This window comes from Streptomyces sp. NPDC088747 (assembly GCF_044751025.1).
Classification (GTDB): Bacteria; Actinomycetota; Actinomycetes; order Streptomycetales; family Streptomycetaceae; genus Streptomyces.
In genome coordinates this window covers 81627-105599 of record NZ_JBIVKZ010000020.1, presented here as the reverse complement: position 1 = coordinate 105599, position 23973 = coordinate 81627, and the positions used below count along the sequence as shown (strand labels likewise).

General features: G+C 71.2%; 21 protein-coding genes. 4 read left to right on the top strand and 17 right to left on the bottom strand.

Annotation, left to right across the window (positions count from 1 at the left end; translation table 11 throughout):
• Positions 1-94 precede the first annotated feature (94 nt).
• On the bottom strand, positions 95-1360 hold the full coding sequence (locus tag ACIP79_RS35565; RefSeq protein WP_401230261.1) for an alginate lyase family protein: 1266 nt from the start codon (positions 1358-1360) through the stop codon (positions 95-97).
• A 121-nt stretch (positions 1361-1481) separates the two neighbouring features.
• Here ACIP79_RS35565 and ACIP79_RS35560 point away from each other — a divergent pair, with 121 nt between their 5' ends.
• Positions 1482-2873 carry a uracil-xanthine permease family protein gene (locus ACIP79_RS35560; protein WP_401230258.1) on the top strand — a complete coding sequence of 464 codons (1392 nt, stop codon included), beginning with the start codon at positions 1482-1484 and terminating at the stop codon, positions 2871-2873.
• Here ACIP79_RS35560 and ACIP79_RS35555 read toward each other — a convergent pair.
• The gene (locus ACIP79_RS35555; protein ID WP_401230428.1) at positions 2855-3985 is read right to left on the bottom strand and encodes a glycoside hydrolase family 6 protein; all 1131 of its coding nucleotides are present in this window, start codon (positions 3983-3985) and stop codon (positions 2855-2857) included. The genes ACIP79_RS35560 and ACIP79_RS35555 overlap by 19 nt on opposite strands.
• Before the next feature lie 172 nt (positions 3986-4157).
• Here ACIP79_RS35555 and ACIP79_RS35550 point away from each other — a divergent pair, with 172 nt between their 5' ends.
• Positions 4158-4832 carry a DUF5995 family protein gene (locus ACIP79_RS35550; protein WP_383689190.1) on the top strand — a complete coding sequence of 225 codons (675 nt, stop codon included), beginning with the start codon at positions 4158-4160 and terminating at the stop codon, positions 4830-4832.
• 40 nt (positions 4833-4872) lie between these two features.
• On the opposite strand, the gene ACIP79_RS35545 is transcribed toward ACIP79_RS35550, so the two are convergent.
• From ACIP79_RS35545 to ACIP79_RS35515, 7 genes are all read right to left on the bottom strand, one after another.
• Positions 4873-6567: a flavin monoamine oxidase family protein gene (locus tag ACIP79_RS35545; protein ID WP_401230251.1), complete on the bottom strand. Its 1695-nt coding sequence runs from the start codon at positions 6565-6567 to the stop codon at positions 4873-4875.
• Positions 6568-6660: 93 nt separating this feature from the next.
• Positions 6661-7449 (bottom strand): carbon-nitrogen hydrolase family protein, encoded by a 789-nt coding sequence (locus tag ACIP79_RS35540; RefSeq protein ID WP_401230248.1) that lies wholly within the window; start codon positions 7447-7449, stop codon positions 6661-6663.
• A 362-nt stretch (positions 7450-7811) separates the two neighbouring features.
• Positions 7812-9287, bottom strand: a complete 1476-nt coding sequence (locus ACIP79_RS35535; protein WP_401230245.1) for an HAD-IA family hydrolase — start codon at positions 9285-9287, stop codon at positions 7812-7814.
• A gap of 55 nt (positions 9288-9342) precedes the next feature.
• On the bottom strand, positions 9343-10425 hold the full coding sequence (locus tag ACIP79_RS35530; RefSeq protein WP_401230242.1) for an ABC transporter ATP-binding protein: 1083 nt from the start codon (positions 10423-10425) through the stop codon (positions 9343-9345).
• 4 nt (positions 10426-10429) lie between these two features.
• On the bottom strand, positions 10430-11254 hold the full coding sequence (locus tag ACIP79_RS35525) for an ABC transporter permease (protein WP_401230239.1): 825 nt from the start codon (positions 11252-11254) through the stop codon (positions 10430-10432).
• On the bottom strand, positions 11242-12138 hold the full coding sequence (locus ACIP79_RS35520; protein ID WP_401230236.1) for an ABC transporter permease: 897 nt from the start codon (positions 12136-12138) through the stop codon (positions 11242-11244). Before ACIP79_RS35520 ends, ACIP79_RS35525 begins: the two co-directional genes overlap by 13 nt.
• Complete coding sequence (locus ACIP79_RS35515; protein WP_401230233.1) at positions 12135-13289, bottom strand: ABC transporter substrate-binding protein; 1155 nt, start codon at positions 13287-13289, stop codon at positions 12135-12137. The genes ACIP79_RS35520 and ACIP79_RS35515 overlap by 4 nt, the downstream gene beginning before the upstream one ends.
• 210 nt (positions 13290-13499) lie before the next feature.
• Between ACIP79_RS35515 and ACIP79_RS35510 the strand changes: the two genes are divergently transcribed.
• Positions 13500-14240 (top strand): GntR family transcriptional regulator, encoded by a 741-nt coding sequence (locus ACIP79_RS35510; protein WP_401230230.1) that lies wholly within the window; start codon positions 13500-13502, stop codon positions 14238-14240.
• A 108-nt stretch (positions 14241-14348) separates the two neighbouring features.
• Here ACIP79_RS35510 and ACIP79_RS35505 read toward each other — a convergent pair whose 3' ends face one another.
• From ACIP79_RS35505 to rpe, 8 genes are all read right to left on the bottom strand, one after another.
• Complete coding sequence (locus ACIP79_RS35505; RefSeq protein ID WP_387188058.1) at positions 14349-14801, bottom strand: Lrp/AsnC family transcriptional regulator; 453 nt, start codon at positions 14799-14801, stop codon at positions 14349-14351.
• A 10-nt stretch (positions 14802-14811) separates the two neighbouring features.
• A complete protein-coding gene (locus tag ACIP79_RS35500) occupies positions 14812-16278 on the bottom strand; it encodes an amino acid permease (protein WP_401230227.1) in 1467 nt (488 codons plus the stop codon).
• 694 nt (positions 16279-16972) lie between these two features.
• Positions 16973-17152: a hypothetical protein gene (locus ACIP79_RS35495; protein ID WP_401230225.1), complete on the bottom strand. Its 180-nt coding sequence runs from the start codon at positions 17150-17152 to the stop codon at positions 16973-16975.
• A gap of 138 nt (positions 17153-17290) precedes the next feature.
• A complete protein-coding gene (locus ACIP79_RS35490) occupies positions 17291-18733 on the bottom strand; it encodes a GuaB1 family IMP dehydrogenase-related protein (RefSeq protein WP_383686076.1) in 1443 nt (480 codons plus the stop codon).
• 169 nt (positions 18734-18902) lie between these two features.
• Positions 18903-19328, bottom strand: a complete 426-nt coding sequence (locus tag ACIP79_RS35485) for a barstar family protein (protein WP_401230222.1) — start codon at positions 19326-19328, stop codon at positions 18903-18905.
• On the bottom strand, positions 19325-19753 hold the full coding sequence (locus tag ACIP79_RS35480) for a ribonuclease domain-containing protein (protein ID WP_383686059.1): 429 nt from the start codon (positions 19751-19753) through the stop codon (positions 19325-19327). The genes ACIP79_RS35485 and ACIP79_RS35480 overlap by 4 nt, the downstream gene beginning before the upstream one ends.
• 49 nt (positions 19754-19802) lie before the next feature.
• Positions 19803-20846, bottom strand: a complete 1044-nt coding sequence (locus ACIP79_RS35475) for a sugar-binding transcriptional regulator (protein ID WP_383686061.1) — start codon at positions 20844-20846, stop codon at positions 19803-19805.
• Positions 20847-20924: 78 nt separating this feature from the next.
• Entirely contained in the window at positions 20925-21611 is a 687-nt protein-coding gene (gene rpe / locus ACIP79_RS35470) for a ribulose-phosphate 3-epimerase (protein WP_383686064.1), read from the bottom strand.
• A 248-nt stretch (positions 21612-21859) separates the two neighbouring features.
• On the opposite strand from rpe, the gene ACIP79_RS35465 reads away from it, so the two are divergent.
• Complete coding sequence (locus ACIP79_RS35465; protein WP_401230217.1) at positions 21860-23959, top strand: MMPL family transporter; 2100 nt, start codon at positions 21860-21862, stop codon at positions 23957-23959.
• Positions 23960-23973 lie beyond the last annotated feature (14 nt).

Here is a 23973-nt window from a genome sequence, read left to right as displayed (position 1 = left end):
GGCGGGGCTCCTGAGACGTACGGGGACGGGGCATGAATGGCTGAAACGACACCCCCATCCTAAGCAAACGCTCAGAAGCCCCTCTCTGTGGACCTCAGCCCGCTATCGAGTCCAGTTGCTCGGCTGCGGGCCGCAGGGCCCACAGGTCGCCGCCCGGCGGCGTCTCCAGCTTCGGCACCGCGGCCCGCGCCGCCCGGTCGCCCGCGTCGGCGGCCGCGTGTACGACGTCGCTCGCCGCGAACCGGTGGAACTCCAGCTCCGGATACGTCCAGGGCTCGGCCCCGGTCGCGGCGGGCAGCAGATAGCGGACCGCCTTGAACAGGCTCTGGCCGGCCGGTCCTTCGTAGGACCACAGGTTCACGCCGACGTGCCGGCCGATGGCCGCGAGCCGGGTGTAGGCGACCAGGTCGAAGGTCGAGTAGTGCCAACTACGGGTGCGGGCGAGCTCCTGGGGCTGGCTGCCGTCGGCGGCGATCTGCGGGTCGATGCGCTTGACCCGCGCGTCCAGGACGGTCCGCCGCGCGAGGCCTTTGTCGCCGGTCGCGTACGCCAGGCCGGCGAGCAGCATGTCGTAGAAGGTGCCGTGGTTGTTCTTGGCGGCGCCCTCCTCCTTGCCGAAGGGGCTGTCGGCCAGCCAGTCGCGGAAGTCGATGTTCCAGTCGAGCATGTCGGCGCGGTCGGCCCTCGACCAGCCGGGGGCGCCGGTGTCGAGGATGGCGATGGCGTCCAGCACGCTGGTGTAGGACTGCGAGAAGTCGATGATGCCGATGGCCCGGCCGTCGTACTTGCAGGGGATGAACTGCCCGTGGTCCAGGTTCGGGTTCATCCGGGTGCCGGGGTCGAGGAACCAGGTGCGCAGGACCGAGGCGGCCTTCTCGGAGTACTTCTTCTCGCCGGTGTAGTACCAGGCCAGGGAGAGGTCGTACGCCGAGTCGAAGACCTTCTCGACGTCCTGGCGGTCGGTGCCGGTGTCGACCTCGGGATTGCGCTGGCCGTCACGCTGGACGTAGGGACAACCCCAGGGGTTCTCGGCGGTCTTGGGCTGGGAGGGCCACCAGTACGGGGCCTGGCTGAGGTAGTCGTGCACGTCGCCGCCGGGGGCGGGTCTCGGCTTGTCGACGACCGTCCAGGGGCCCTGGCTCAGCCAGTTGTCGGCGCGGGCCGTCAAGTGGGTGAGGGTGCGGCCCAGTTGGCGGTCGCCGCGGTCCAGCCGGGCCTTGGCGTCGCGCAGCGCGGCGCCGTCGAGGACCGCGGTCCTCGGGGCCTTCGGCGCGGCCTGCGCCGCGGTGGAGGGGACGACGACGGCCGCCAGGGTGACCACGGCCGCGAGAAGGACGCCCAGTCGCGGGCTTGCACTCATCAGACACTCCGATCAGACATATGAACGCAGTTCAGGAGTGGAACCGTGCGAGCGTAGGACCGCTGGCTGACCCTGACAATGGTCCGGACACATTCACGTACAGAGAAAGCGAAGCCTCACCATGGACCTCGGTGTGCGCTGGAAACTGCACGGCGACGGGCGCACGCCCGCCCCCGGAGCGGTCGTCCGCCCCGACGAACGACTCTCCTGGCCACGCACCGCCGGGCTCGGCGCCCAGCACGTCGTGGCCATGTTCGGGGCCTCCTTCGTCGCCCCCGTCCTGATGGGCCTGGATCCGAACCTCGCGATCATGATGTCCGGCGTCGCGACCGTCATCTTCCTGCTGGCGACCCGCGGCCGGGTGCCCAGTTACCTCGGCTGCTCGCTCTCCTTCGTGGGCGTCGCCGCGGTGATCCGGGCGCAGGGCGGCAGCAGTGCGACGGTCACGGGCGCGGTGTTCGTCGTCGGCGTGGCGCTGTTCCTGGTGGGCTTGGCCGTGCAGCGCTTCGGCGCGCGGATCATCCACGCCGCGATGCCGCCGATCGTGACCGGCGCGGTCGTCATGCTGATCGGCTTCAACCTGGCACCGGTGACCGCGTCCACCTACTGGCCCCAGGACCAGTGGACGGCGCTGCTGGTGATGGCGCTCACCGGTCTGGCCGTCGTCTGCCTGCGTGGTTTCTGGTCACGGATCGCGATCTTCCTGGGCCTGCTGTTCGGGTACGGGATCTCCTGGGCCTTCGACCGGATCTTCGGCCGGATCCACTCGGTGGACGCGAGCGGCAAGGTCACCGACCACTGGCGGCTCGACCTCTCCGGGGTCGGCAAGGCCGACTGGGTCGGTCTGCCCGCCTTCCACGGGCCGTCCTTCCAGTGGTCGGCGATCCTCGTCGCGCTGCCCGTCGTCATCGCGCTGGTCGCCGAGAACGCGGGCCACGTCAAGGCGGTCGGCGAGATGACCGGCGACCCGCTGGACGACAGGCTGGGCACCGCGATCTCCGCCGACGGCGTCGCGTCGATGATCTCCACGGCGGTCGGCGGCCCGCCCAACACCACGTACTCCGAGAACATCGGCGTGATGGCCGCGACCCGCGTCTACTCGACGGCCGCCTACTGGGCCGCCGCCGGTTTCGCTCTCCTCTTCGGCCTCTGCCCCAAGTTCGGCGCGGTCGTGGCGGCGATCCCCGGCGGTGTGCTCGGCGGCATCACCGTCATCCTGTACGGCATGATCGGCCTGCTCGGCGCCCAGATCTGGCTCAACGCCCGGGTGGACCTGCGCAATCCGCTGAACCTGGTGCCGGCCGCCGCGGGCATCATCATCGGGGTCGGGAACGTGACCCTCACGTTCACGGACACCTTCTCGCTGAGCGGTATCGCGCTCGGCACCCTGGTGGTGATCGTCGGATACCACGCACTGCGGGCGCTGGCCCCGGCCCACCTCAAGACGCGCGAACCGCTGCTCGACGAGGGCACCTCGTCCTACGACGAGGACTCTCAGCGCGCCAACTCGTAGGCGTACGACGGTGAGAAGGTGCCCGGCGTGCCCTTGCAGCCGTCCGACTCGCCCGGCAGCTTCACCCACAGATAGGCGTCGATCCGGGCCTCTCCGGTGTTCAGGGTCGGCGCCTGTCCGATCTTCCGTCCGGACGGATCGCACCATTCGCCGTCGGGCGGGGCGCCGTTGCCGTTGCGGCTGGTGTCGATGACGGCGCCCAGGCTCGCGGGGCCGCCGAGCGCGGACAGCACCTGTCGGGCGTAGTCGGCCTCCGTGCTCGTACGGTGGAAGTTGGACACGTTGGTGAAGACGCCGTCGGAGGAGGCGGCCGAGGCCGCGCCCGCCTGTCGGAGGAACCCCGCCTGGGTGGCGGGCGGGTTCCAGGCGGAGTGGCCGGCGTCGTAGTAGACGCGGGCCCGGGGGTTCGCGGCCTTGAGGACGCGTCCGGCGCGGGCCAACGAGGCGAAACGGCCCGCCCGTTGGGAGGCGGACAGGCAGTTGGCCTGGGCGAGCGAATCGGGCTCAAGGACGACGATGACCTCGCGGGAGCCGAGCCCCGCCGCGAAGTTGTCGATCCAGCTGTCGTAAGAGGCGAGGTCGGGGGCACCGCCCTCCGACGCGCCGCCGCAGTCGCGCCCCGGGATCGTGTACGCCACGACGACCGGAACCCGGCCCTGGGTGGCGCCGCCCGACGTGACCGCCCTGACCCGGGAGGTGATGTTGGACGGCGTGTAGTCGGCGAACCAGACCGCGGCCGGGCGGTCGGCGATCCGGGACTCGATCACCGGGCGCCGGGAGTCACCCGGGTTGGCCGCGACCCAGTCGAGCACCTGGGACTCGGGGTGACGGTAGAGCCGGGTGGAGGCGGCCAGGACCGCCGGTTTCTCCGCCCTGACGGAGGGCTCGGGGCTCGGCCGGCGCGAAGGGGCGGTGGACGAGGGCGACTTCGACGGGGACGGCGCGGCCGAGGTTTTGGTTGGCGACGGGGTCGGTACGGCGGGCAGCGGCAGCAGGCTGGGCGCGCCCGTCACCAGGGGTCTGGCGTCGTCGGACGGGCGCCCGTCGCCCAGCGCGGACATCATCCCCGTGACGCTGCCGACCGCGACCACGACCGAGGCCGCGGCGACCATGGCACCGCGCCGGGCCGCCCTCCCGCGATCGGCCCTGCGTTCGGCCGCCCGCTGGGCACGTGAGCCTGACACGTACTGTTCCCCCCACTCCCGCCGCGCACGGTTCCCCCGTTCTGGGGAAGCGTCCGGCCCGGCGGCACTGCGGCCAGCCTAGGACTGGGACGCTGCCCCCATGGCGCTGTTGGAACACTTCACCACTCCCGTAGACACCGTGGTCTCCCGTATGCGCACCCTGGACGCGACCCTCCCCGAGCGGGACGGGATCGCGGTGTTCAACCGCGTCTACCTCGCCGTCACCGAGGAGGTCGGCAGGCGCCTGCACGCAGGGGACTTCACCGATCCGGCGGCCGCGATCACGCTGGACGTCCGGTTCGCGGAGCGCTACCTGCGGGTGGCCGAGGAGGGGTGTCCGCCCGCCTGCTGGCGGCCGCTGTTCCAGTTCCGGCGGCATCCCGGGGTACGCCCGCTTCAGTTCGCGCTCGCGGGCATCAACGCGCACATCGGACACGACCTGGCGCTGGCGGTCGTGGACGCCTGTCGTACGCTCGGCTGCGAACCGGCCGAACTGGAGGACGAGTTCGACCGGGTGGGCGATCTGCTCGTCTCGCTGGAGGAGCACATCCGCGAGGAGCTGATGCCCGGCCCCGATCTCCTCCAGATCGCCGATCCGCTGACGCATCTGCTGGGCGCGTGGAGCCTGGACCGGGCTCGTGACGCGACCTGGTCCGCGGCCCGCGCGCTGTGGGCGCTGCGCCGACTGCCGGACCTCGCCGAGGAGTTCACCGACCGGCTGGACGGCGCGGTCGGCTTCGCGGGCCGCATGCTTCTGACGCCGATGCCGGACTGACACCCCGCGACCGGCCCTGTGCCTGCCTCGTACGGCGGGCTCAGTCCTCCGGCAGTTCCACCGGCGCGATCTCGTCGTAGACGTCGCCGGGGCCGGGGTTGGTCGGGTCGGTGGTGCCACCGAGCTGGTGCATGACGCCCCAGACGGCGTTCAGCGCGGTCTGGACGGCGCCCTCCGCCCAGCCCGCGGTCCAGGAGATGTCGTCGCCCGCGAGGTAGATGCTCCGCTTGTCCTCGGGCAGGGAGTCCTGCATGAAGTGGGTGAACAGGCGCCGCTGGTAGCGGTAGTGGCCGGGCAGGTTCGCCTTGAACGCGCCCATGAAGTAGGGCTCGTTCTCCCAGGACACGGTCACCGGGTTGCCGATGACGTGCTTCCTGATGTCGACCTTCGGGTAGATCTCGCCGAGCGACTTCAGCATGACCTCCATCCGCTCGTTCGCGGACAGCGGGAGCCACTTGAGGCTGTCGTCGCACCAGGTGTAGGAGAGGCAGATGACGGCGGGCCTGTCGGGGCCGTCGTCCAGGAGATAGGTCCCGCGCGTCATACGGTCGGTGAGCGTCATCGACATCACGTCACGCCCGGTGTCCTCGTCCTTGTCCAGCCAGAAGGGCCGGTCGACCGGCACGAACAGCTTCGAGCTCTCCATGTAGTGGGTCCGCTCCATCGCCGTCCAGTGGTCGATCGGGAAGAGCGAGTCGTCACAGGCGATCTTCGAGAGCAGCAGCCAGGACTGGGCCGTGAAGACCGCCGCCCGGTAGGTGCGGATGTCGCCGTTCGCGTCCGTCACGGTGATCCGGTCGCCGGACGTGCGGTTCAGCCGGGTCACGGCCGGGCGCGGGGTCCCGTCGTGCAGCGAGGCCAGCGAGGTGCCGTACGGCCAGTGCACGATCTTCTCCGGCTCGCGCTCCCACAGGCGCAGCGGCAGTTGCTGGGAGCCGCCGACGATGCCGCGGTGGTGGTCGTCGGCCTCGGTGTAGACGACGCGCAGGATCTCCAGGATGGAGTTCGGGAAGTCGGTGTCCCAGCCGCCCGTGCCGAAGCCGACCTGGCCGAAGATCTCGCGGTGCCGGAAGGACCTGAAGGACTCCGAGTCGCAGAGGAAGCCGTAGAAGGTCTGGTTGTCGAGCTTCTCCACGAGCTTCGACCAGATCTCGCGGATGCGCGGGACGTCGCGCTCGCGCATGGCCTGGTTCATGTCGGAGAAGTCGGCGCCGTCCTCCAGGCAGGCGTTCCAGGCGGCGGCGACGTCACGGTAGACCTGCGGAAGGTCCTCCACCGTCTCGGCGTAGTGCGACTCGCCCTTGAGGTCGACGACCGTCGAAGGAGTGGTCTCCGCGAGGGGGTTGGGGAACGGCCGGGTCTCCAGGCCCACCAGGTCGATGTAGTGCTGGAGGGCCGTGGAGGAGGGCGGGAACCGCATCGCGCCCATCTCGGCGGTGAGCGAGGGGTCGCACCCGTCGAAACCGACGGTCCGCAGCCGGCCGCCGATCCGGTCCGCCTCGTACACGACGGGCTTGAGCCCCATCTTCATCAGCTCGTATGCCGTCACGATGCCGGAGAGGCCGCCGCCGATGACCGCCACCTCCGTGCCGTGCTCGGTCGCGGGTATCTGGCCGAGCCCCGCGGGGTGCGCGAGGAAATCGTCGTACGCGTACGGGAAGTCCGGCCCGAACATGGTGATCGGCGGCTGCTGCACGTCGGCGTGCTGGACGGCGTTGGGCACGGTGGACGTCATGGGGTACGGACTCCTAGCGGTGAAGCTCTTGCAGGCAGGCAGGCAGGCTCGGGGGAAGGCTCTGTCGGGACGGGCGGCGCGGGTCAGACCAGGTCAGACCAGGGACCCGTAGAGGCCGGGGCGGCGGTCCTTCAGATACGGGTTCGCCTCGCGCGAGGCCGCGAGGAAGGCGGGGTCGGCGTCGGCGAGGACCAGTTGCTCGCCCCTGCCCGCACGGACCCTGGCCACCCCGTCGGGGCCGGCCAGCGTGGAGAGCCCGACGAACTCGAACTCCCCTTCCTGGCCGGTGCGGTTGACGTACGCGACGTACAGCTGGTTCTCGAACGCGCGCACCGGCACGACCGACTCGGCGACGAACTGGAACGGGTGCATCTGCGCGGTGGGCACGAGCAGGAGGTCGGTGCCGGCGAGGGCGTGCGCCCTGACGTTCTCCGGGAACTCCACGTCGTAACAGATCATCATCCCGACCCGCAGCCCGCCGAGCTCCGCCTGCACCACCGGCTGCTCCCCCGGCGTGAAGTGGTCCTGCTCGAAGCAGCCGAAGAGGTGGGTCTTGCGGTAGTTCGCGAGCCGGGTGCCGTCGGCGGAGATCAGCTGCGCGGAGTTGAAGACCGCGTCCCCGGAGCGCTCCGGGTAGCCGTAGGCGACGGCCACGCCGTGCCGGCACGCGATCTTGGCGACCGCGTCGGCGGAGTCGCCGTCGGCCGGTTCGGCGAGGCGGCCGGTCTCGTCGCCGATCGCGTAGCCGGTGAGGAACATCTCCGGCGCCACGATCAGCCCGGCGCCCGCGGCGGCGGCGTGGCCCGCGGCCTCGTCGAGAACCCGGAGGTTCCCGGCGACCGAGCCGGGGTGGCCGGAGCTCTGGAGCAGGGCTGTGCGCATGCGTGTTCCTTGCCGGTACGGAGGGGTTTGGGGGGCGGTTACACCCAGGTAGACGCTACGGGCGCCCGCCCCGGCGGAACAAGGCGGACCTGTTGCGCGTGCGCGGACGATTCGTTGCGTGGGGTGGGGGGCGGGCGGAGATTCGTTGCGCGGCCGGATCCGAGGGGTTTTTCGCCCCTCCGCCCCTTCCCGTCCCGTTCCTGGGGGCTGCCGCCCCCAGACCCCCGCATCGCGCTGACGCGCTCGTCCTCAAACGCCGGACGGGCTGAAAATTTCAGCCCCTCCGGCGTTTGAGGAGCGGGGGTTCGGGGGCGGAGCCCCCGAGAGACGGGACGGGAAGGGGCGGAGGGGGCGAAAAACCCCTACCCCACCCCGAACGTCGTGATCACCGCCGCATGATCCGAAGGCCACTCGTTCCCGGCCACATCGGGCCACACCCGAGGCACCCCGCTCACGAAGGTGCGGGAGTCGAGCACCCGCAGCCCCCGGTACAGGACGTAGTCGATCCGGTCCTGCGGCTCGGACCGCCCGCTCCCGTCCTCGTGCTCGACATGAACCGGAGACCAGGTGTGCCCAGGATCCGCGGCCGGATCGGGATGCGCCTCGCGATACGAGTCCCGCAACCCCGCCTCCTCCGCCGCCTTCGTGACGGGCCACTCGACACCGGCCCAGTCCAGATGCGAGGGAGCGTTGAAATCCCCGAGCAGCAGAACGGGCGTACCGTCGTCCGCGGACTCGGCGATCCGCCGCAGGATCTCCCGCATCTGACCGAGCCGCACCCCCTCGTGGTCGACCAGTCCGGCCGCCGGAAGCCCGTCGAAGCGCGCCTCGTAGGGCCCGTACGGCGTGTAGTCGAGGTGGACGCTCCACACGTCGACCGACCCGCCCCCGTCCAGCCGGATCCGCACCCCGGTACCGCCGTAGAAGCCGACGTCGGGATCGCCGAGGCGCGCGGTGATGGGGTACCGGCTGATGACGCCGAGGTTGTCGCCGGCCCGGTGGTGGTACCAGCCGAGCGCCTCGCCGAGCTCCCGCGCCGCGGTGCCGTACGTCTCCTGGAGCGCGACCACGTCGACGCCGGTCTCCGTGATGATCTTGAGCTGCTTCTCCCGGTGGTCGTCGACCTTCGTACCGCCGTACCAGAGGTTCCAGCTCATCACCCGCAGCTCGCGCGGCGCGACCATGGCCCGCAGCCGCGCCGGGGTCACCTCCCGCAGGCTGCCGAGGACGGTCCGCCCGGGGGCGGGGGCGATCGGCGCGAGCGAGGGCACGGCGAGCACGGCGCAGCCCGCGGCCTCGGCGGAACTGACGCCCGTCTGGGTGTCCTCGACGGCGACGCACCCGGCGGGGTCGACGCCGAGGGCGCGGCAGGCCGCGAGGTAGGGATCGGGGGCCGGCTTGGTGCGCTCGGTGTCGTCGGCGGTGACGGAGACGGCGAAGCGGCCGGCGCCGAGGGCCGCCAGGACGGTGTCGGCGACGGCTCGCGGCGACGCGGTCACCAGCGCGGTGGGTACGCCGTCCCGGGCGAGGGAGTCGAGCAGCGCGAGCGCGCCGGGGCGGGGCACGACGCCGGTGCGGACGCGGTCGGCGAACTCCCGGTGCAGCTCGCCCGCGACCCGCTCCACCGGGGTCCCGGTGATCCCGCCGAGCCAGGCCGCGGTGTGCTCGACCGGGCGTCCGAGCACGTCCGGCTGGTCGGCCCCCGTCAGCCGCCTTCCGAGTCCGCCGGCCACCTGTTCCACCGCCTCCCACCACAGTCGCTCGGTGTCCACGAGCGTGCCGTCCATGTCGAACAGGACGGCCTGGAGGATGGGGCGGGGGGTGGTGCGGTGGGTCACGGAACTCTCTTTCGATTGACAGGGGCCCGCGGGGGAGGGCACGACCGGGGGTGGTTCAGTTGGCGCGGGCGGCGACCAGCACCGGCCGCTCGGGCAGGCTCACCGTCACGGCGGCCCCCGATCCGAGCGTCGCGGCCTCGTGCGTCGGCAGGTCCGCCTTGACCTCGGTGGCGTCGGCGAGCCGCACGGTGACCCGGGTGGCCGCGCCGAGGAACGCGGTGGCGACGACCCGGGCGTCACCGGCGCCGTCGGCCCGCACCCGTACGGCCTCGGGGCGTACGAGTACGTCCACCACCTCTCCCTCCGCCACGACGGGCGCCTCTCCGTCGACCGGCAGGCGCTGCCCGAGCACCTCGGCGAGGCCGCCGCTCAGCCGGCCCGGGATCCGGCTCATCGTGCCGACGAACTCGGCGACGAACGGGGTGGCCGGCCTGCCGTACAACTCGGCGGGCGCGGCGCACTGTTCGAGCCGCCCGGCACGCATCACGGCGACCCTGTCCGCCATGGACAGGGCCTCCTCCTGATCGTGCGTCACGAACAGCGTGGTGATGCCGAGTTCCTGCTGAAGCCGGCGGATCTCCTCGCGGAGACCGAGCCGCACCTTGGCGTCGAGGGCGGAGAGAGGTTCGTCGAGCAGCAGTACGCGCGGGCGCAGGGCCAGCGCCCGCGCCAGCGCGACCCGCTGCTGCTGGCCGCCGGAGAGCTGGTGGGGGTAGCTCCCGCCCTTGTCGGCGAGTCCTACCAGGTCGAGCAACTCGGCTGCACGAGAGCTGCGTTCGGCCGTACGGACCTTACGCATCCGCATGCCGAAGGCGACGTTGTCGAGGGCGCTGAGATGCGGGAAGAGGCTGTAGGACTGGAAGACCATCCCCGCGTCCCTGCGGTGCGCGGGCACGCGCGTGACGTCGGCGCCGTCGACCAGCACCTCGCCGGAGTCGGGGTGCTCGAAGCCGGCGAGCATCCGCAGCGCGGTGGTCTTGCCGCAGCCGGACGGGCCGAGCAGGGCGAGGAGTTCGCCGGGCCGCACGGTGAGGTCGAGCCCGTCGAGCGCGACGGTCGTCCCGAACTCGCGTCGCAGGCCACGGAATTCGACGGTGGCGGCCTTCTCGGCCGTCTTCTGGAGCGTGGTGGCAGTCATGGGTTCATCCCCGGGAGGCCGAAGCGGGTGCTGTACGGGTGCGCCCGCCGAACACGGCGAGCGAGAGAAGCAGCGCCCACGTGAGGAGCAGGCTGAGCACGGACACCGCGACGGACAGCTGCGCCTGCGAGCCGCCGACGCTGTAGATCCACACGGCGAACGGCTGGAAGCCGAGCAGCTGTGCGACGGTGAACTCGCCGAGCACCAGCGCCAGTGTGAGGAAGGAGGCGTTGAGCAGCGCGCCGCGCAGGTTGGGCAGCACGACCCGGAGAAGCGCCTGCGGCCAGGGGGCGCCGCAGCTTCGGGCGGCCTCGACGAGTGTGCGTACGTCGACGGCGCGCAGCCCGGCGTCCAGTGCCCGGTACACGAACGGGAGGGCCATCACGACGTAGGCGAGGACCAGGATGAAGGGGAAGTCCGGGTTCTGGATCGCCACGAAGGTCTGGAACAGCGGTGTGCGGGAGAGGTGTTCGGGGCCCCACCGCAGGACGGTGGAGATCCCGGCGACGAACGCGATCGGCGGGACGACCAGCGGCAGCGAGCACACCACCTCGACGACCGGCCGCAGCCGGGGCGCGCCCAGCCGCAGCGCGACCATCGCGGGCACCATCAGGAGCAGCACCACGGCGATGGTGGCGAGGGCCAGCTCCAGCGAGAGCACCAGGCTGGTGGTGAAGCCCTCGGTGGAGACGATCTCGCTGTACGCGTCGAAGGTGATCCCCTGCCCCGGCACGTCCACGGTGAAGATCACGGACGCGGCCAGCGGCACCAGGAAGTACAGCCCGGCGAGGGCCAGTACGGCCCACCGCCAGAGGTTCAGGCGAGCCATCGCGCGCTCCGTCGTTGCAGGGGCAGGTACACGGCCATCACCACGCCCGCGATCAGGACCATGTCGAGGCTGAGGGCGAGCGCCACGTTCTCCTGGCCGACCAGGACGTTGCCGGAGATGGCGTCGGCGATCTGGAGGGTGACCAGCGGGACCGCGCTGCCGACCATGGCCGCGGCCGTGGCGTACGCGGCGAAGGCGCTGCCGAAGAGGAGTACGAGTCCCCCGAGCAGCGAGGGCGCGAGCACGGGGAGGGCGACGTGCCGCCAGTACTGCGCGGAGGTGGCGCCGTTGTTCCGCGCGGCCTCGCGCCACTGGGAGCGGAGCCCGTCGAGGGCGGGCGTGATGGTGAGGACCATCAGCGGGATCAGGAAGTACAGGTAGACGATGACCAGGCCCCAGAAGCTGTAGAGGTTCCAGCCCTTGTCGGCGAGGCCGAACTGCCTTGTCAGCACGCCCGCGTTGCCGAGGGTGGCGACGAAGGCGAAGGCCAGCGGGACGCCGCCGAAGTTGGCGAGGACGCCGGACGCGGTGAGGACGGCCTCGCGCAGCGCGCGGAAGCGCGAGGTCACCACGGCCTGGGCGAGCGGCAGTCCGAGGACGGTCGCGATGCAGGCGGAGACGGCGGACAGCTTGACGCTGCCGATCAGGGCGGTGAGGTAGGCGCCCTGGAGCGAGTCGGTCAGGTTGGCCGCGCTGTACGAAGTGGCGCCGGTGGCCTGGTCCTTCACCGTGAAGGCGCCGTTCAGCATGGCCAGGGCGGGGATCCCGAAGGCGATCGCCACGAAGACGAGGAGCGGGGCCACGGGGAGCCAGCCGGCGACGCGGCGCCCGCGCTTGTGGGAAGCGACGGGCACCACGTCGACCGCGGGGAGGGTGGCGGTCATCCGGAGACGGCCTTGCCCCAGCCCTGGGACAGGACTTCCTTGGCCTTGCTCTGCTGGTCCTCGGTCGGGAAGCTCGGCGTGCCGGAGACCTCGGGGAGCTTGGCGGCGGCGGTCTTGTCGAGCGTGCCGGCCTTCTCCATGGCGGTCATCAGGACCGGACGGGCGTAGCCCTTGAGCCAGAGGTTCTGGCCCTCGGCGCTGTAGAGGTACTCCTGCCACAGGCGGGCGGCGGCCGGGTGCGGGGCGTCCTTGTTGATCGCCTGGGAGTAGTACTGGGAGAACTTGCCGTCCTCCGGGACCGAGACCTTCCAGTCGAGGCCCTTGGACTGGAACTCCTCGGCATAACCGGCGTTCAGGTAGTCCCAGTCGATGCTGATCGGTGTCTCGCCCTTCTCGACCGTGGCCGGGGTGGACTCGACGGGGGTGTAGTTGCCGTTCTTCTTCAGCTCGGCGAAGAAGTCCAGGCCGGGCTGGATGTCGTCGAAGGAGCCGCCGTTCGCCAGGGCCGCCGCGTACACGCCACCGAAGGCCGAACCGGACTTGGTGGGGTTGCCGTTGAGGGCGACCTGGCCCTTGTACTCCGGCTTCAGCAGATCCTTGAAGGTGGTCGGGCAGGTCTTGACGGCCTTGGCGTCGCAGCCGATGGAGATGTAGCCGCCGTAGTCGTTGAACCACTGGCCCTTCGGGTCCTTCTGGCCCTCGGGGATGTCACCGAAGGCCGCGACCTTGTAGGGCGCGAGCAGTCCCTGCTGGGCGGCGCTCAGTGCGAATGAGCTGCCGAGGTCCAGGACGTCGGGGGCACGGTCCTGGCCCTTGCGGGAGGTGACGGCGTTGATCTCGTCCTGGCTGGATCCGTCCGGGGCCTCGACGGAGATCTTGATGCCGTACTTCTTCTCGAAACCGGCGATCAGGGCGCCGTAGTTGGCCCAGTCCGGGGGCAGCGCTATCGCCGACAGCTTGCCCTCCTTCTTGGCGGCCGTCACCAGGGCGTCGAGACCGCCGAAGTCCTCGGCGGAGGTCGCGGTGGCAGCGCTCTTGCCGTTGGCGGTGGTCGACTCTTCGGGGGCCGCGCCACAGGCGCTCAGGGTCAGTGCGGCGACGACGGCGAGGCCGCCGGTGAGGACTGCGGTCCTCGGCAGGAACACGGACACGGTCTCTCCAGGAATTACGGGCGAGGGTGTGGCGGGACGGAAACTTGTCTGAACAAGTTGCCCTCAGTAGGCCCGCCTTCGATGTCGTCTTCGTAAACACCGGCGAAACCCTGAGCCCTGTTTCCCTGGACAATCCTCACCCGCGCCGGCCGCTCCGCACCTCGACTAGGCTGCTCACTCTGTGCACAACCAACTGGTCAGAGGGGAAGCATGCCGGCCCGACACGAGGAGATCGCCGAGGAGTTGCGGCGGGCGATCGACCGCGAGGAGTACACCGTCGGCAGTCTGCTTCCGGCGGAGACCGAGGTCGCGGCGCGGTACGCCGTCTCGCGCGGCACGGTCCGCCAGGCGTTCGCGAGCCTGACCGCCGAGGGGCTCATCGGCTCACGCCAGGGCGCCCGCCGAGTGGTGCTGGCCGGCCGCCGCAGCCAGAGCTTCGCCGAACTGCGCAGCTTCGCCCAGTGGGCGCGCGCGATGGGACGGGAGGCGACCGGCCGGGTGGTGGCCCAGGAGTACCGCCCGGCGTCGGCGGAGGACGCGGTGCGTCTCCAACTGCCGGAGGAGACCGCCGTGTTGCACGTACTGCGGGTCCGCGGCCTGGACGGCGAGCCGGTCCTGCTGGAGCGGACCGTGTACGCGGACTGGATCTCCCCCGCCGTCGAGGCCATCGAGCCCGACTGCCCCTCGGTCACCCAACACCTGCTGGAGGAAACGGGGTTGGTCTTCGCCTACGGCGAGCACGTCATCGACGCGGTGGCGGCGAGCGCCCAGGACGCCGAACTCCTCGGCGTCCGCCGCACCAGCCCGCTCCTGCGGGTCCGCCGCGTCACGACCACCCGCGAGGGCCGCCCGGTGGAGCGGTCCGACGACCGCTACCGCTCGGACGCCGTGAGCTTCAGCGTCCACAACTCGATAGGGAACAACGCGCTGGCGAGAAAGACGGCGGAGTAGCCGCACCGGCGCAGGCGACCGGCGGAGCAGCCGCACCCGCCTGGGCGACCGGCGGAGCAGCCGTACCAACAGGCGCGACCCCGAGGAGAACCGGCGCAGCAGCCGTACCTACGTGGGCGACCCGGAAGAGAACCGGCGCAGCAAGGGCGACAGAACCAGCACCGACTTCGTCCGCTCCACGAACGACTCCCCCGCGATCCGCTCCAGCACCCGCTCGAAGTGCCGCATGTCCGAGGCGAAGACCTGCACGACCGCGTCCGCGTCCCCGGTGACGGTAGACGCGGCCACGACCTCCTGATAGCGCTCAAGACCTCGCTGAATGGTCTCCGGCGAGGTGTTGCGCCGGCAGTAGATCTCGACGAACCCCTCGGTCTCCCAGCCCAGCGCGGCCGGATCCACCCGCACGGTGAAGCCGGTGATGGCGCCACTGGAACGCAGCCGGTCCACCCGCCGCTTCACGGCGGGCGCGGACAGGCCGATCTGTTGCCCGATGTCGGCATAGGAGCGCCGCGCATCCTCGGCGAGGGCGTGCACGATGCGTTCGTCGAGATCGTTCAGCACTACGGGTGGTTCACTTTTCTACGGTGGCGACACGGGACCGGCGGAAGCCGTAACTGAAGTAGAACACGAGCCCGACGGCCATCCAGACCCCGAAGACCACCCAGGTCACGGTGTCGAGGCTGCCCATCATCCAGACGCAGAACGCGAAGCCCAGCGCGGGCAGCACCGGCGACAGCGGTACCCGGAAAGTCCGGGGCATCTCCGGACGCGTCCGGCGCAGCACCACGACGGCGATGTTGACCAACGCGAAGGCGAAGAGAGTGCCGATGCTGGTGGCGTCGGCGAGCCGGCCGAGCGGGACCGCGGCTGCGAGCACTCCGCAGAACACCGACACGATGACGGTGTTGACGCGCGGCACCCCGCTCCTGGGGTGAACCCGCGAGAACACCTTGGGCACCAGTCCGTCGCGGGACATGGCGAAGAGGATGCGTGTCTGGCCGTAGAGCACGGTCAGCACCACACTGGCGATGGCGATGACGGCGCCCGCGGCGAGGAGTGTGCCCCAGACGGCGTCGCCCGTGACGTCCTCCATGATCCCGGAGAGCGCGGCCTCCGAGTCGGTGAACCGTTGCCAGGGCAGCGCGCCGACGGCGACGGCCGCGACGAGGACGTACAGCGCCGTGACGATGACCAGCGAGAGCATGATCGCGCGGGGCAGGTCGCGCTGCGCGTTCTTCGCCTCCTCACCGGCCGTGGAGGCGGCGTCGAAGCCGATGTACGAGAAGAAGAGCGTGGCCCCGGCGGCGCTGACGCCCGCCATGCCGAGCGGCATGAAGTTCTCGTAGTTGCCGGAGCGGAAGCCCTGGACGCCGATCGCGCAGAACATCAGCAGCGCGGCGACCTTCACCACGACCATGATCGTGTTGGCGCGCGCCGACTCCCGGGCACCGCCGAGCAGGAAGGCCATCGCGAGCAGGACGACGATCAGCGCGGGCAGGTTGAAGAAGCCCCCGTCGCCGGGCGGCGCGGAGAACGCGACGGGGATGGTGACGCCGATCGTCCCGTCGAGCAGTTCGTTGAGGTACTCGCCCCAGCCGACGGCCACGGCGGCGACCGAGACGCCGTACTCCAGGACCAGACACCAGCCGCAGATCCAGGCGATCAGCTCGCCCATCGTTGCGTACGCGTACGAGTACGAGGATCCGGCGACCGGGATGGTGCCGGCCAGCTCTGCGTAGGAGAGCGCGGAGAACAGGGCGGTGAGGCCGGCGATCACGAAGGAGAGGGTGACCGCGGGGCCGGCCTTGGGGACGGCCTCGCCGAGGACCACGAAGATGCCGGTGCCGAGGGTGGCACCGATGCTGATCATGGTCAGCTGCCACAGCCCGAGGGAGCGCCGCAGCGAGCCTCCCTCGCCCTGGCCACCCTCGGCCACCAGCCGTTCCACCGGCTTGCGGCGCATGAGACGCGCGCCGAGGCCCGGGGACGGCGGGGTGGGCGAGGGGCGGGACTGCGGGGGTGCGCCTTGGTCGAGCACGCGTCGGCTCCTTCATCGCTGCCGGTCGGAGGAGGCGGGAACCGGCGGCACCCCTGACAGCAGGGACCCGCCGAGCGGAGTCCCCGCCACACTAAGTACAGCGCCTGACCCTACGAGTCCCGGCTTCGCGGACGTAATGCAGCAACCTTGCGCATCCTCGCAAGATCGTTGCGTTCATCGCGTGTCGACGCCAGATCGTTGCGCGGGGCCTTCCGATGGTTGCGCGACGACCCTCCCACTACCCGGGCGTCCCCCCGAAGCCGACGCCCGCGAGCCCGCCCCGCCGCCCACGAGCGACACCGGAAACCGCCCGGCACACACCCTGGCTGCCGGCTCGGAGAAACCCCCGGGCGACGTAGAAGAAGCCGGCCTCCGAAGGGACGGCCTCCAAGCCGACGTACACGAGCCCCGACGACCACGAGCCCAGCCTGTCGTCTTCCGACAGCGCCCCTCAGACACCGAAGCGGCCGAAACCGGGTCACCCCTCCTCCGGCCCTCCGGCGACCGCCCGCGCCCGCGCCTCGTCGTCCTCGTCGAAGCCCAGCTGTCCTGGTCGCCCGTACGCCGCCGCCTGCGCGTCGATCCAGCGGCTGTGGGCCTCCCAGGCGGCCTGCTTGCTGGTGCCGAGAGCCGCGCCGATCTGCGACCAGGAGGCACCCGCCTCACGGGCCGCGCGGACGGTGAGCTGACGCCCTTACGCCGCCTTGCGGGCCACCACCTCGCTCAGCGCGAGCACCTCCAGCAGGCCGGCCCGGTCGAGCGCCTCGGCGTCGCTGCCGGCCCCGGCGAGCGACTCCCGCACCCGCAGCTCGTCGAGGCGGCCCACGGCGGTCAGCAGGGTGTACTGCGGCTCGATGCTCTGGGGCGTCGTCATGCTCCCAGCGTCCCGTCAGGCCAGCCTGACGTCAAGGCACCCTGACGGTCCGATCACCGAACGGCGACGGCCCCCGCGGTCGCACCACGGAGGCCGTACGAGGCGCACGAGGCCCTACGAGAACGGGGATACGCGCCGTCAGCTCCAGCTGGCGTGCAGCGGCTTGCCCTCGGCGTAGCCGGCCGCGCTCTGGATGCCCACGATCGCGTTCTCGGCGAACTCCTCCAGGGAGTTGGCGCCCGCGTAGGTGCAGGAGGAGCGGACGCCCGCGATGATCGAGTCGATCAGGTCCTCGACGCCCGGACGGGTCGGGTCGAGGAACATGCGCGAGGTGGAGATGCCCTCCTCGAACAGGGCCTTGCGAGCCCGGTCGTACGCCGACTCGTCGCTGGTGCGGTTCTTGACCGCACGGGCGGACGCCATGCCGAACGACTCCTTGTAGAGGCGCCCGCTGGCGTCCTGCTGGAGGTCGCCCGGCGACTCGTACGTACCGGCGAACCAGGAGCCGATCATGACGTTGGACGCGCCCGCGGCCAGCGCCATGGCGACGTCGCGCGGGTGCCGTACACCGCCGTCGGCCCACACGTGCTTGCCGTACTTCTTCGCCTCGGCGGCGCACTCCTTCACGGCCGAGAACTGCGGGCGGCCGACGCCGGTCATCATGCGGGTGGTGCACATGGCGCCGGGGCCGACCCCGACCTTGATGATGTCCGCGCCCGCCTCGATCAGGTCGCGCACGCCCTCGGCGGCCACGATGTTGCCCGCGGCGATCGGCACCTGCGGGTCGATCGCGCGGACCGTCCTGATCGCGCTGATCATCGACTCCTGGTGGCCGTGCGCCGTGTCGATGACGAGCGTGTCGACGCCCGCGTCGAGCAGCTGCTTGGCCTTGCCCGCCACATCGCCGTTGATGCCGACGGCGGCGGCGATGCGCAGCCGTCCGTCCGCGTCGGTGGCCGGCGTGTAGAGCGTGGCGCGCAGCGCGCCCTTGCGGGTGAGGATGCCCGCGAGCCGGCCGTCCTTGTCGACGGCGGGCGCGTACCGGCGGTTGGCCTGGTCCAGCTTGTTGAAGGCGTCCCGCGGTTCGATATCCGCGTCGAGCAGCAGCAGGTCCTTGGCCATGACCTCGGAGAGCTGCGTGAAGCGGTCGACGCCGGTGAGGTCGGCGTCGGTGACCACACCGACCGGCCGGCCCTCCTCGTCGACGACGACGCCCGCGTTGTGCGCGCGCTTGGGCAGCAGTGCCAGCGCGTCGGCGACGGTCTGGTGCGGGGCGAGGATGATCGGGGTGTCGAGCACCAGGTGGCGTCCCTTGACCCAGGAGACGACCTCGGTGACGACCTCGATCGGGATGTCCTGTGGGATGACCACGAGCCCGCCGCGACGGGCGACGGTCTCGGCCATCCGGCGGCCCGCGATCGCCGTCATGTTGGCGACGACCAGCGGGATCGTGGTGCCCGTGCCGTCGGGGGAGGCGAGGTCCACCCCCTGACGCGAGCCGACCGCGCTGCGGCTGGGCACCATGAAGACGTCGTCGTACGTGAGGTCGTACGGGGGCTGGATGTCGTTGAGGAAACGCACGTGCTGCACATCCCGGTCGTTCAGAGGTGGCCCCCGGACAGGTCAGCCAGGGGGAAGAGCACGTACTTCATTGTCCCACGACGCCGGGTCCGTATGGCCCGGGCCGATCCTCCAGACAGGGGCGCACCCGGTTCGTGGCATCCTCCGACAGCCCGCCCGGAACCGCGCGCTAAGGGGATTCCGCCAGCACCATCACCACGGCCAGCGGGGTGTCCGTCTCCCGCCACTGCGCCGCCGCGTCGGCGAAGATCTCTTGGAGGACCCGCCAGTCCGCGGGCGAGGCAGCCGCGTACTCCTGCCAGTTCTGTACGAGGAGCAGCCGGCCGCTCAGCGCGGGCCACCACGCGAGGTCGCCGAGGCAGTCCGCGAGCGCGTCCCAGTTGGCGCCGAAATAGTCCGGCAGCCGCAGCGCGGTGGCGCAGGCCGCCATGAGGCCGGCCTTGTCCGTGACGCCCGAGAGGTCCAGGACCGGCGTCTCCCAGCCCGCCTTACGGGCCGCGTGGAGCGCGGGCTCCACGGGCAGCCGGGCGGGCCAGGAGAGGACACCGGCGGGTGCGCTACTGCCGAGCACCGGCGTGAGCGGGTCGTCCGTCATCTCAGCACCGCCCTGAACGACTTGTAGTGATCATCGGTGTAGTAGATCTCGCCGCCCTGCCCGGTGACAATGCGGCGTGCTCCCCGGTCGCTCTCGCCGGGGGTTCTGACCGTGTACTCGTGGTAGTAGCCGCGCTGGTGCCGCGGCAGCTCCCGCTCGAAGTTCCCGAAGACGGCGCCGTCCCTGGCGTACGGGAAGGGGCCGCCGTCGTCGATGAGCGCGAGGGTCTCGCGGGCCTGGGCCGGGAGCTCAGAGACGGCGACGGTGGGCAGGTCCCCGGCCCAGGACGGGGCCGCCGCGTCCGCCAGGACGGTGCCGGTGGCCGTGGAGGAGGCACCGGTGTCCGTCGACGCGCAGCCCGCCAGCAGCACTCCCAGGCAGAGAAGCAGGCCCGGGAGCAGACGGGGGACGAACCGCGGCAACATGATGTCGATGCTGCCACGGCCGCCCCCTCACGGCGCGTCGTACGAGGACTCAGGGGCCGTCCGGATCCGCTCGGTTCAGCGCCGGACGCGGCGTCGGGCCCGCCGTCATCAGGTAGTCCGCGGCGGAGGTGTCCGTCACCAGGCTGGTGACGAGCCCGGATCGCAGCACCGCGTCGATGGCGGCCGCCTTGCGCTGACCGCCCGCGATCGCGACGACCTCGGGGATGCGGCGCAGCCGGTCCGCCTCGACGGTGATGCAGCGCTCGCCCAGGTCGCGCCCGACCCGGCGCCCCTCGGCGTCGAAGAGGTGCGCCGACATCTCGGCGGCGACACCGAGGGTGGCGTAGTGGGAGCGCTCGTCCTCGGTGAGCATGTCGTGCACCGTCGAGATGCCCGCCTCCCAGGAGCCGATGGACACGCAGGCGACCGTGACCTTGTCGAAGTACTCGAAGGCACGGGCGATCCCGGTCTGGTTGCGCAGCGCGGCGGCGGTGGCGGCGTCGGGCAGCAGCATCGGCGCGTAGATCGGGTGCGCGTCGCCGCCCGAGACCTGCGCGGCCCGCCGTACCGCCTCCACCGAACCGCGCTCGGCGGTCCCTGCGTCGTACACCCCCGTCAGCTGCACCACCGTGCAGGGCGGGAGCCGGTCGAGGGCCGCCGCCATGTGGATGGTGGAGCGGCCCCAGGCGAGGCCGAGCACATCACCCTCGTTCACCAGTTCGCCGAGCAGGTCCGCGGCGACCTCGCCGAGGTTCTCGGGATCGGGCGACTCCCGCGCCTCGACCGGGGACTCCACCACGACCGCGTGCCTGAGGCCGTATCGGGCGCGCAGCGCGTCCGAGCGCTCCGCGTCCAGCTCCGCGGGGACGCGAATCTCGATCCTCACGAGATCCCGTTCGAGAGCGGTCTCCAGGACCCTGGCCACCTTGAAGCGGCTGACGCCGAACTCCTCGGCGATCTGGATCTTGGATTTGCCCTCAAGGTAGAAGCGGCGGGCCATGGCCGCCGCCTGCACCAGCTCTGCGGGTCCCATCCGCATGGCTGACCGGCCCGTCGACATACCCGACACGGCGATCTCCTCACTGCTGTTCACACTCTGGATTCGCCGTTCATCCTTGCAGATCCGGCGTACTTGATCGGCCCGGATGGGCGGCGTTCACGTTCCCTTCGGTCAGTGGTCGCACGCCCAAGTCGCCCGGGCCGTCACCTCCTGAGCCTGCGTGCGCAGTGCACGTACCGCCTGGGCCGGGTCGGATGCCCCGTAGACCGCCGATCCGGCGACGAAGACGTCGGCTCCGGCGTCCGCGCACCGCTCGATCGTGGACGCCGAAACTCCGCCGTCCACCTGGAGCCAGAGTTCGAGACCGTGCTTGCTGATCAACTCGCGGGTGCGCCGGATCTTGGGGAGCATGATGTCGAGGAAGGACTGGCCGCCGAACCCCGGCTCGACGGTCATGATCAGCAGCATGTCGAGTTCGGGGAGCAGATCCTCGTACGGCTCGATGGGCGTCGCGGGCTTGAGCGCCATGGAGGCACGGGCGCCCTTGGCCCGGATCTCACGGGCGAGCCGCACCGGCGCGGCGGCGGCCTCCACGTGGAAGGTGACGGAACCGGCACCCGCTTCTACGTACTGGGGCGCCCACCGATCGGCGTCCTCGATCATCAGGTGGCAGTCCAGCGGTGTGTCCGTCGCACGCGCCAGGGACTCTACGACCGGCACCCCGAGCGTGAGGTTCGGTACGAAATGGTTGTCCATGACGTCGACGTGGAGCCAGTCGGCCCCTTCCACCGCCTTTGCCTCCTCGGCAAGGCGGGAGAAGTCGGCGGACAGGATGCTGGGGTTGATCTGCACGGCCATGCCCCAAGACTGCCATGTCCCGGGCCGGGTGCTCTCCTCGGTCCGGACCTGGGCCGTTCCGCGGATGTCGTGGCGCGGCGCGTCATGCCATGCTGGGCGGCCCACCGGCTCCAGGAGCGGCTACGGGGGTGGCCATGACGGTCCCAGAGGTCCCAGAGATTCCAAAGGCCCCAGGGGGCCCGCAGGCCCCAGGAGAGCGACGCCGGGGAATCGCCTGGCTCGTCTGCGGTCGGCGCAGCAAGTGGGCGGTGGTGGCTCTGTGGCTGGTGCTGCTGGTGCTGACCGCGCCGTTCGCGCAGAAACTCACCGACGCCCAGGACAACGACGCGGCCTCCTGGCTGCCCGGCTCCGCCGAGTCCACCCAAGTCCTCCAGATCTCCGAGGACTTCAGGCCCGAGCAGATCCCGGCGATCGTCGTGTACGCCCGCGCCGACGGACTCACGGCACAGGACCGTGCGGAGATCGCCGAGGACGCGGCGCGGATCGGGCAGCTGACCGCGCACGGCATCCGCGGCGCGGAGACCCGGGGGCCGGTCTACGACCGGGAGACCGACCCGCGCGCGGCCCAGATCCTCGTTCCCATCACAATGGACGAGAAGGGCTGGGAGGAGATCGCGCCCGCGGTCGACTCGATCCGTGAGGTGACCGGCAAGGGCGGCGAAGGGCTCGCGGTGCACGTCACCGGGCCCGGCGGCACGTCCGCGGACTTCTCCGAGGCCTTCGAGGGCATCGACTCCACGCTGCTCCTCTCGGCGCTCGCCGTGGTCATCGTGATGCTGCTGCTCACCTATCGCAGCCCGACCCTGATCGTCGTACCGCTCCTCGCCGTGATCGCCGCGCTCTTCACCGCGCAGGCGTTGATCTACTTCCTCGCGGAGCACGCCGGCCTCACGGTGAACGGGCAGAGCGCGGGCATCCTCACCGTGCTCGTCTTCGGCGCGGGGACCGACTACGCCCTGCTCCTGGTCGCCCGTTACCGGGAGGAGCTGCGCCGCCACGAGGACCGCCACGAGGCGATGGCGCTGGCGCTGCACCGCGCGGGCCCCGCCGTCCTGGCCTCCGGAGCCACCGTCGTCCTCAGCATGCTGGTGCTGCTGGCCGCCGAGATGAACTCGACGCGCGGCCTCGGCCCGGTCGCCGCGATCGGCGTCGCGGTCGCGCTGGTCGCGATGATGACGCTGTTCCCCGCCCTGCTGGTGATCTTCGGCCGCTGGATCTTCTGGCCGGTCATCCCGCACTTCGGCTCCGCGGATCCGACCGAGCACGGCATCTGGGCCCGCATGGGCCGTACCTTCTCCCGTCGCCCGCGGATGATCTGGGGCGTGACTGCGGCCGTCCTCGCGCTGCTCTCGCTGGGCCTGATCCAGCTCCGCGCGGAGGGCATCAGCAACGCCGACGCCTTCACCGGCGAACCCGACTCGATCGTCGGCCAGGAGGTGTCCGCGCGCTACTTCCCCGCGGGCAGCGGCGATCCGCTGGTCGTCGTCAGCGACAGCGGCCAGGCCGACGAGGTCCGCCGGGCGGTGGCCGACACCCAGGGGGTCGTACCCGACTCGCTCGGCCTGCCGCCCGGCACGAAGGCCGAGGCCGGGGGCAAGGTCCTCTTCGAGGCCACGATGAGCGCCCCCGCCGACAGCGAGGCCGCGAAACAGACGGTGGAGCGGGTCAGGGACGCCGTGCACGCCGTCCCGGACGCCGACGCCCAGGTGGGCGGCGGTACCGCGTCCCTGCTCGACATGGACAGAGCGACCACCCACGACAACATCCTGATCATCCCGCTGGTGCTGATCGTGGTGCTGCTGATCCTCTTCGTCCTGCTGCGCGCCCTGGTGGCTCCCCTGCTGCTCATCGGGACGGTGGTGCTGTCCTTCGCGGCGGCGCTCGGCATCAGCGCGCTGGCCTTCAGGTACCTCTTCGACTACGCGGGCGAGTCGACGGACTTCCCGCTCTTCGTGTTCGTGTTCCTGGTCGCCCTGGGCATCGACTACAACATCTTCCTGACCACCCGGATCCGCGAGGAGGCGGCGCACCAGGGCACCCGCAGGGGCGTGGTGACGGGCCTGGCCGCGACCGGCGCGGTCATCACCTCGGCCGGACTGGTCCTGGCGGGCACCTTCGCCGCCCTGGGCACCCTGCCGATGGTCGCCTTCGCGGAGATCGGCTTCGCGGTGGCACTGGGCGTCCTGCTCGACACCTTCGTCGTACGGTCGGTGCTGGTCACGTCGCTGTTCCTGGACGTGGGCCCGAAGGTGTGGTGGCCGCACCGGCTGGCGCACGAGAACGGCGGAAAACCACCCCCGGCATCGGCCGGGACCCCGGCCCCGGAACCCGCCGCACGCCCGGACTAGGGGGTGTTGTTCGG

Excerpts from the sequence above, each read along its gene's own strand:
- ACIP79_RS35565 (WP_401230261.1), bottom strand. The coding sequence starts at position 1,360 with ATGAGTGCAAGCCCGCGACTGGGCGTCCTTCTCGCGGCCGTGGTCACC.
- ACIP79_RS35560 (WP_401230258.1), top strand. The coding sequence starts at position 1,482 with ATGGACCTCGGTGTGCGCTGGAAACTGCACGGCGACGGGCGCACGCCC.
- ACIP79_RS35555 (WP_401230428.1), bottom strand. The coding sequence starts at position 3,985 with ATGGTCGCCGCGGCCTCGGTCGTGGTCGCGGTCGGCAGCGTCACGGGG.
- ACIP79_RS35550 (WP_383689190.1), top strand. The coding sequence starts at position 4,158 with ATGGCGCTGTTGGAACACTTCACCACTCCCGTAGACACCGTGGTCTCC.
- ACIP79_RS35545 (WP_401230251.1), bottom strand. The coding sequence starts at position 6,567 with ATGACGTCCACCGTGCCCAACGCCGTCCAGCACGCCGACGTGCAGCAG.
- ACIP79_RS35540 (WP_401230248.1), bottom strand. The coding sequence starts at position 7,449 with ATGCGCACAGCCCTGCTCCAGAGCTCCGGCCACCCCGGCTCGGTCGCC.
- ACIP79_RS35530 (WP_401230242.1), bottom strand. The coding sequence starts at position 10,425 with ATGACTGCCACCACGCTCCAGAAGACGGCCGAGAAGGCCGCCACCGTC.
- ACIP79_RS35525 (WP_401230239.1), bottom strand. The coding sequence starts at position 11,254 with ATGGCTCGCCTGAACCTCTGGCGGTGGGCCGTACTGGCCCTCGCCGGG.
- ACIP79_RS35520 (WP_401230236.1), bottom strand. The coding sequence starts at position 12,138 with ATGACCGCCACCCTCCCCGCGGTCGACGTGGTGCCCGTCGCTTCCCAC.
- ACIP79_RS35510 (WP_401230230.1), top strand. The coding sequence starts at position 13,500 with ATGCCGGCCCGACACGAGGAGATCGCCGAGGAGTTGCGGCGGGCGATC.
- ACIP79_RS35495 (WP_401230225.1), bottom strand. The coding sequence starts at position 17,152 with ATGACGACGCCCCAGAGCATCGAGCCGCAGTACACCCTGCTGACCGCC.
- ACIP79_RS35485 (WP_401230222.1), bottom strand. The coding sequence starts at position 19,328 with ATGACGGACGACCCGCTCACGCCGGTGCTCGGCAGTAGCGCACCCGCC.
- ACIP79_RS35480 (WP_383686059.1), bottom strand. The coding sequence starts at position 19,753 with ATGTTGCCGCGGTTCGTCCCCCGTCTGCTCCCGGGCCTGCTTCTCTGC.
- rpe (WP_383686064.1), bottom strand. The coding sequence starts at position 21,611 with ATGGCCGTGCAGATCAACCCCAGCATCCTGTCCGCCGACTTCTCCCGC.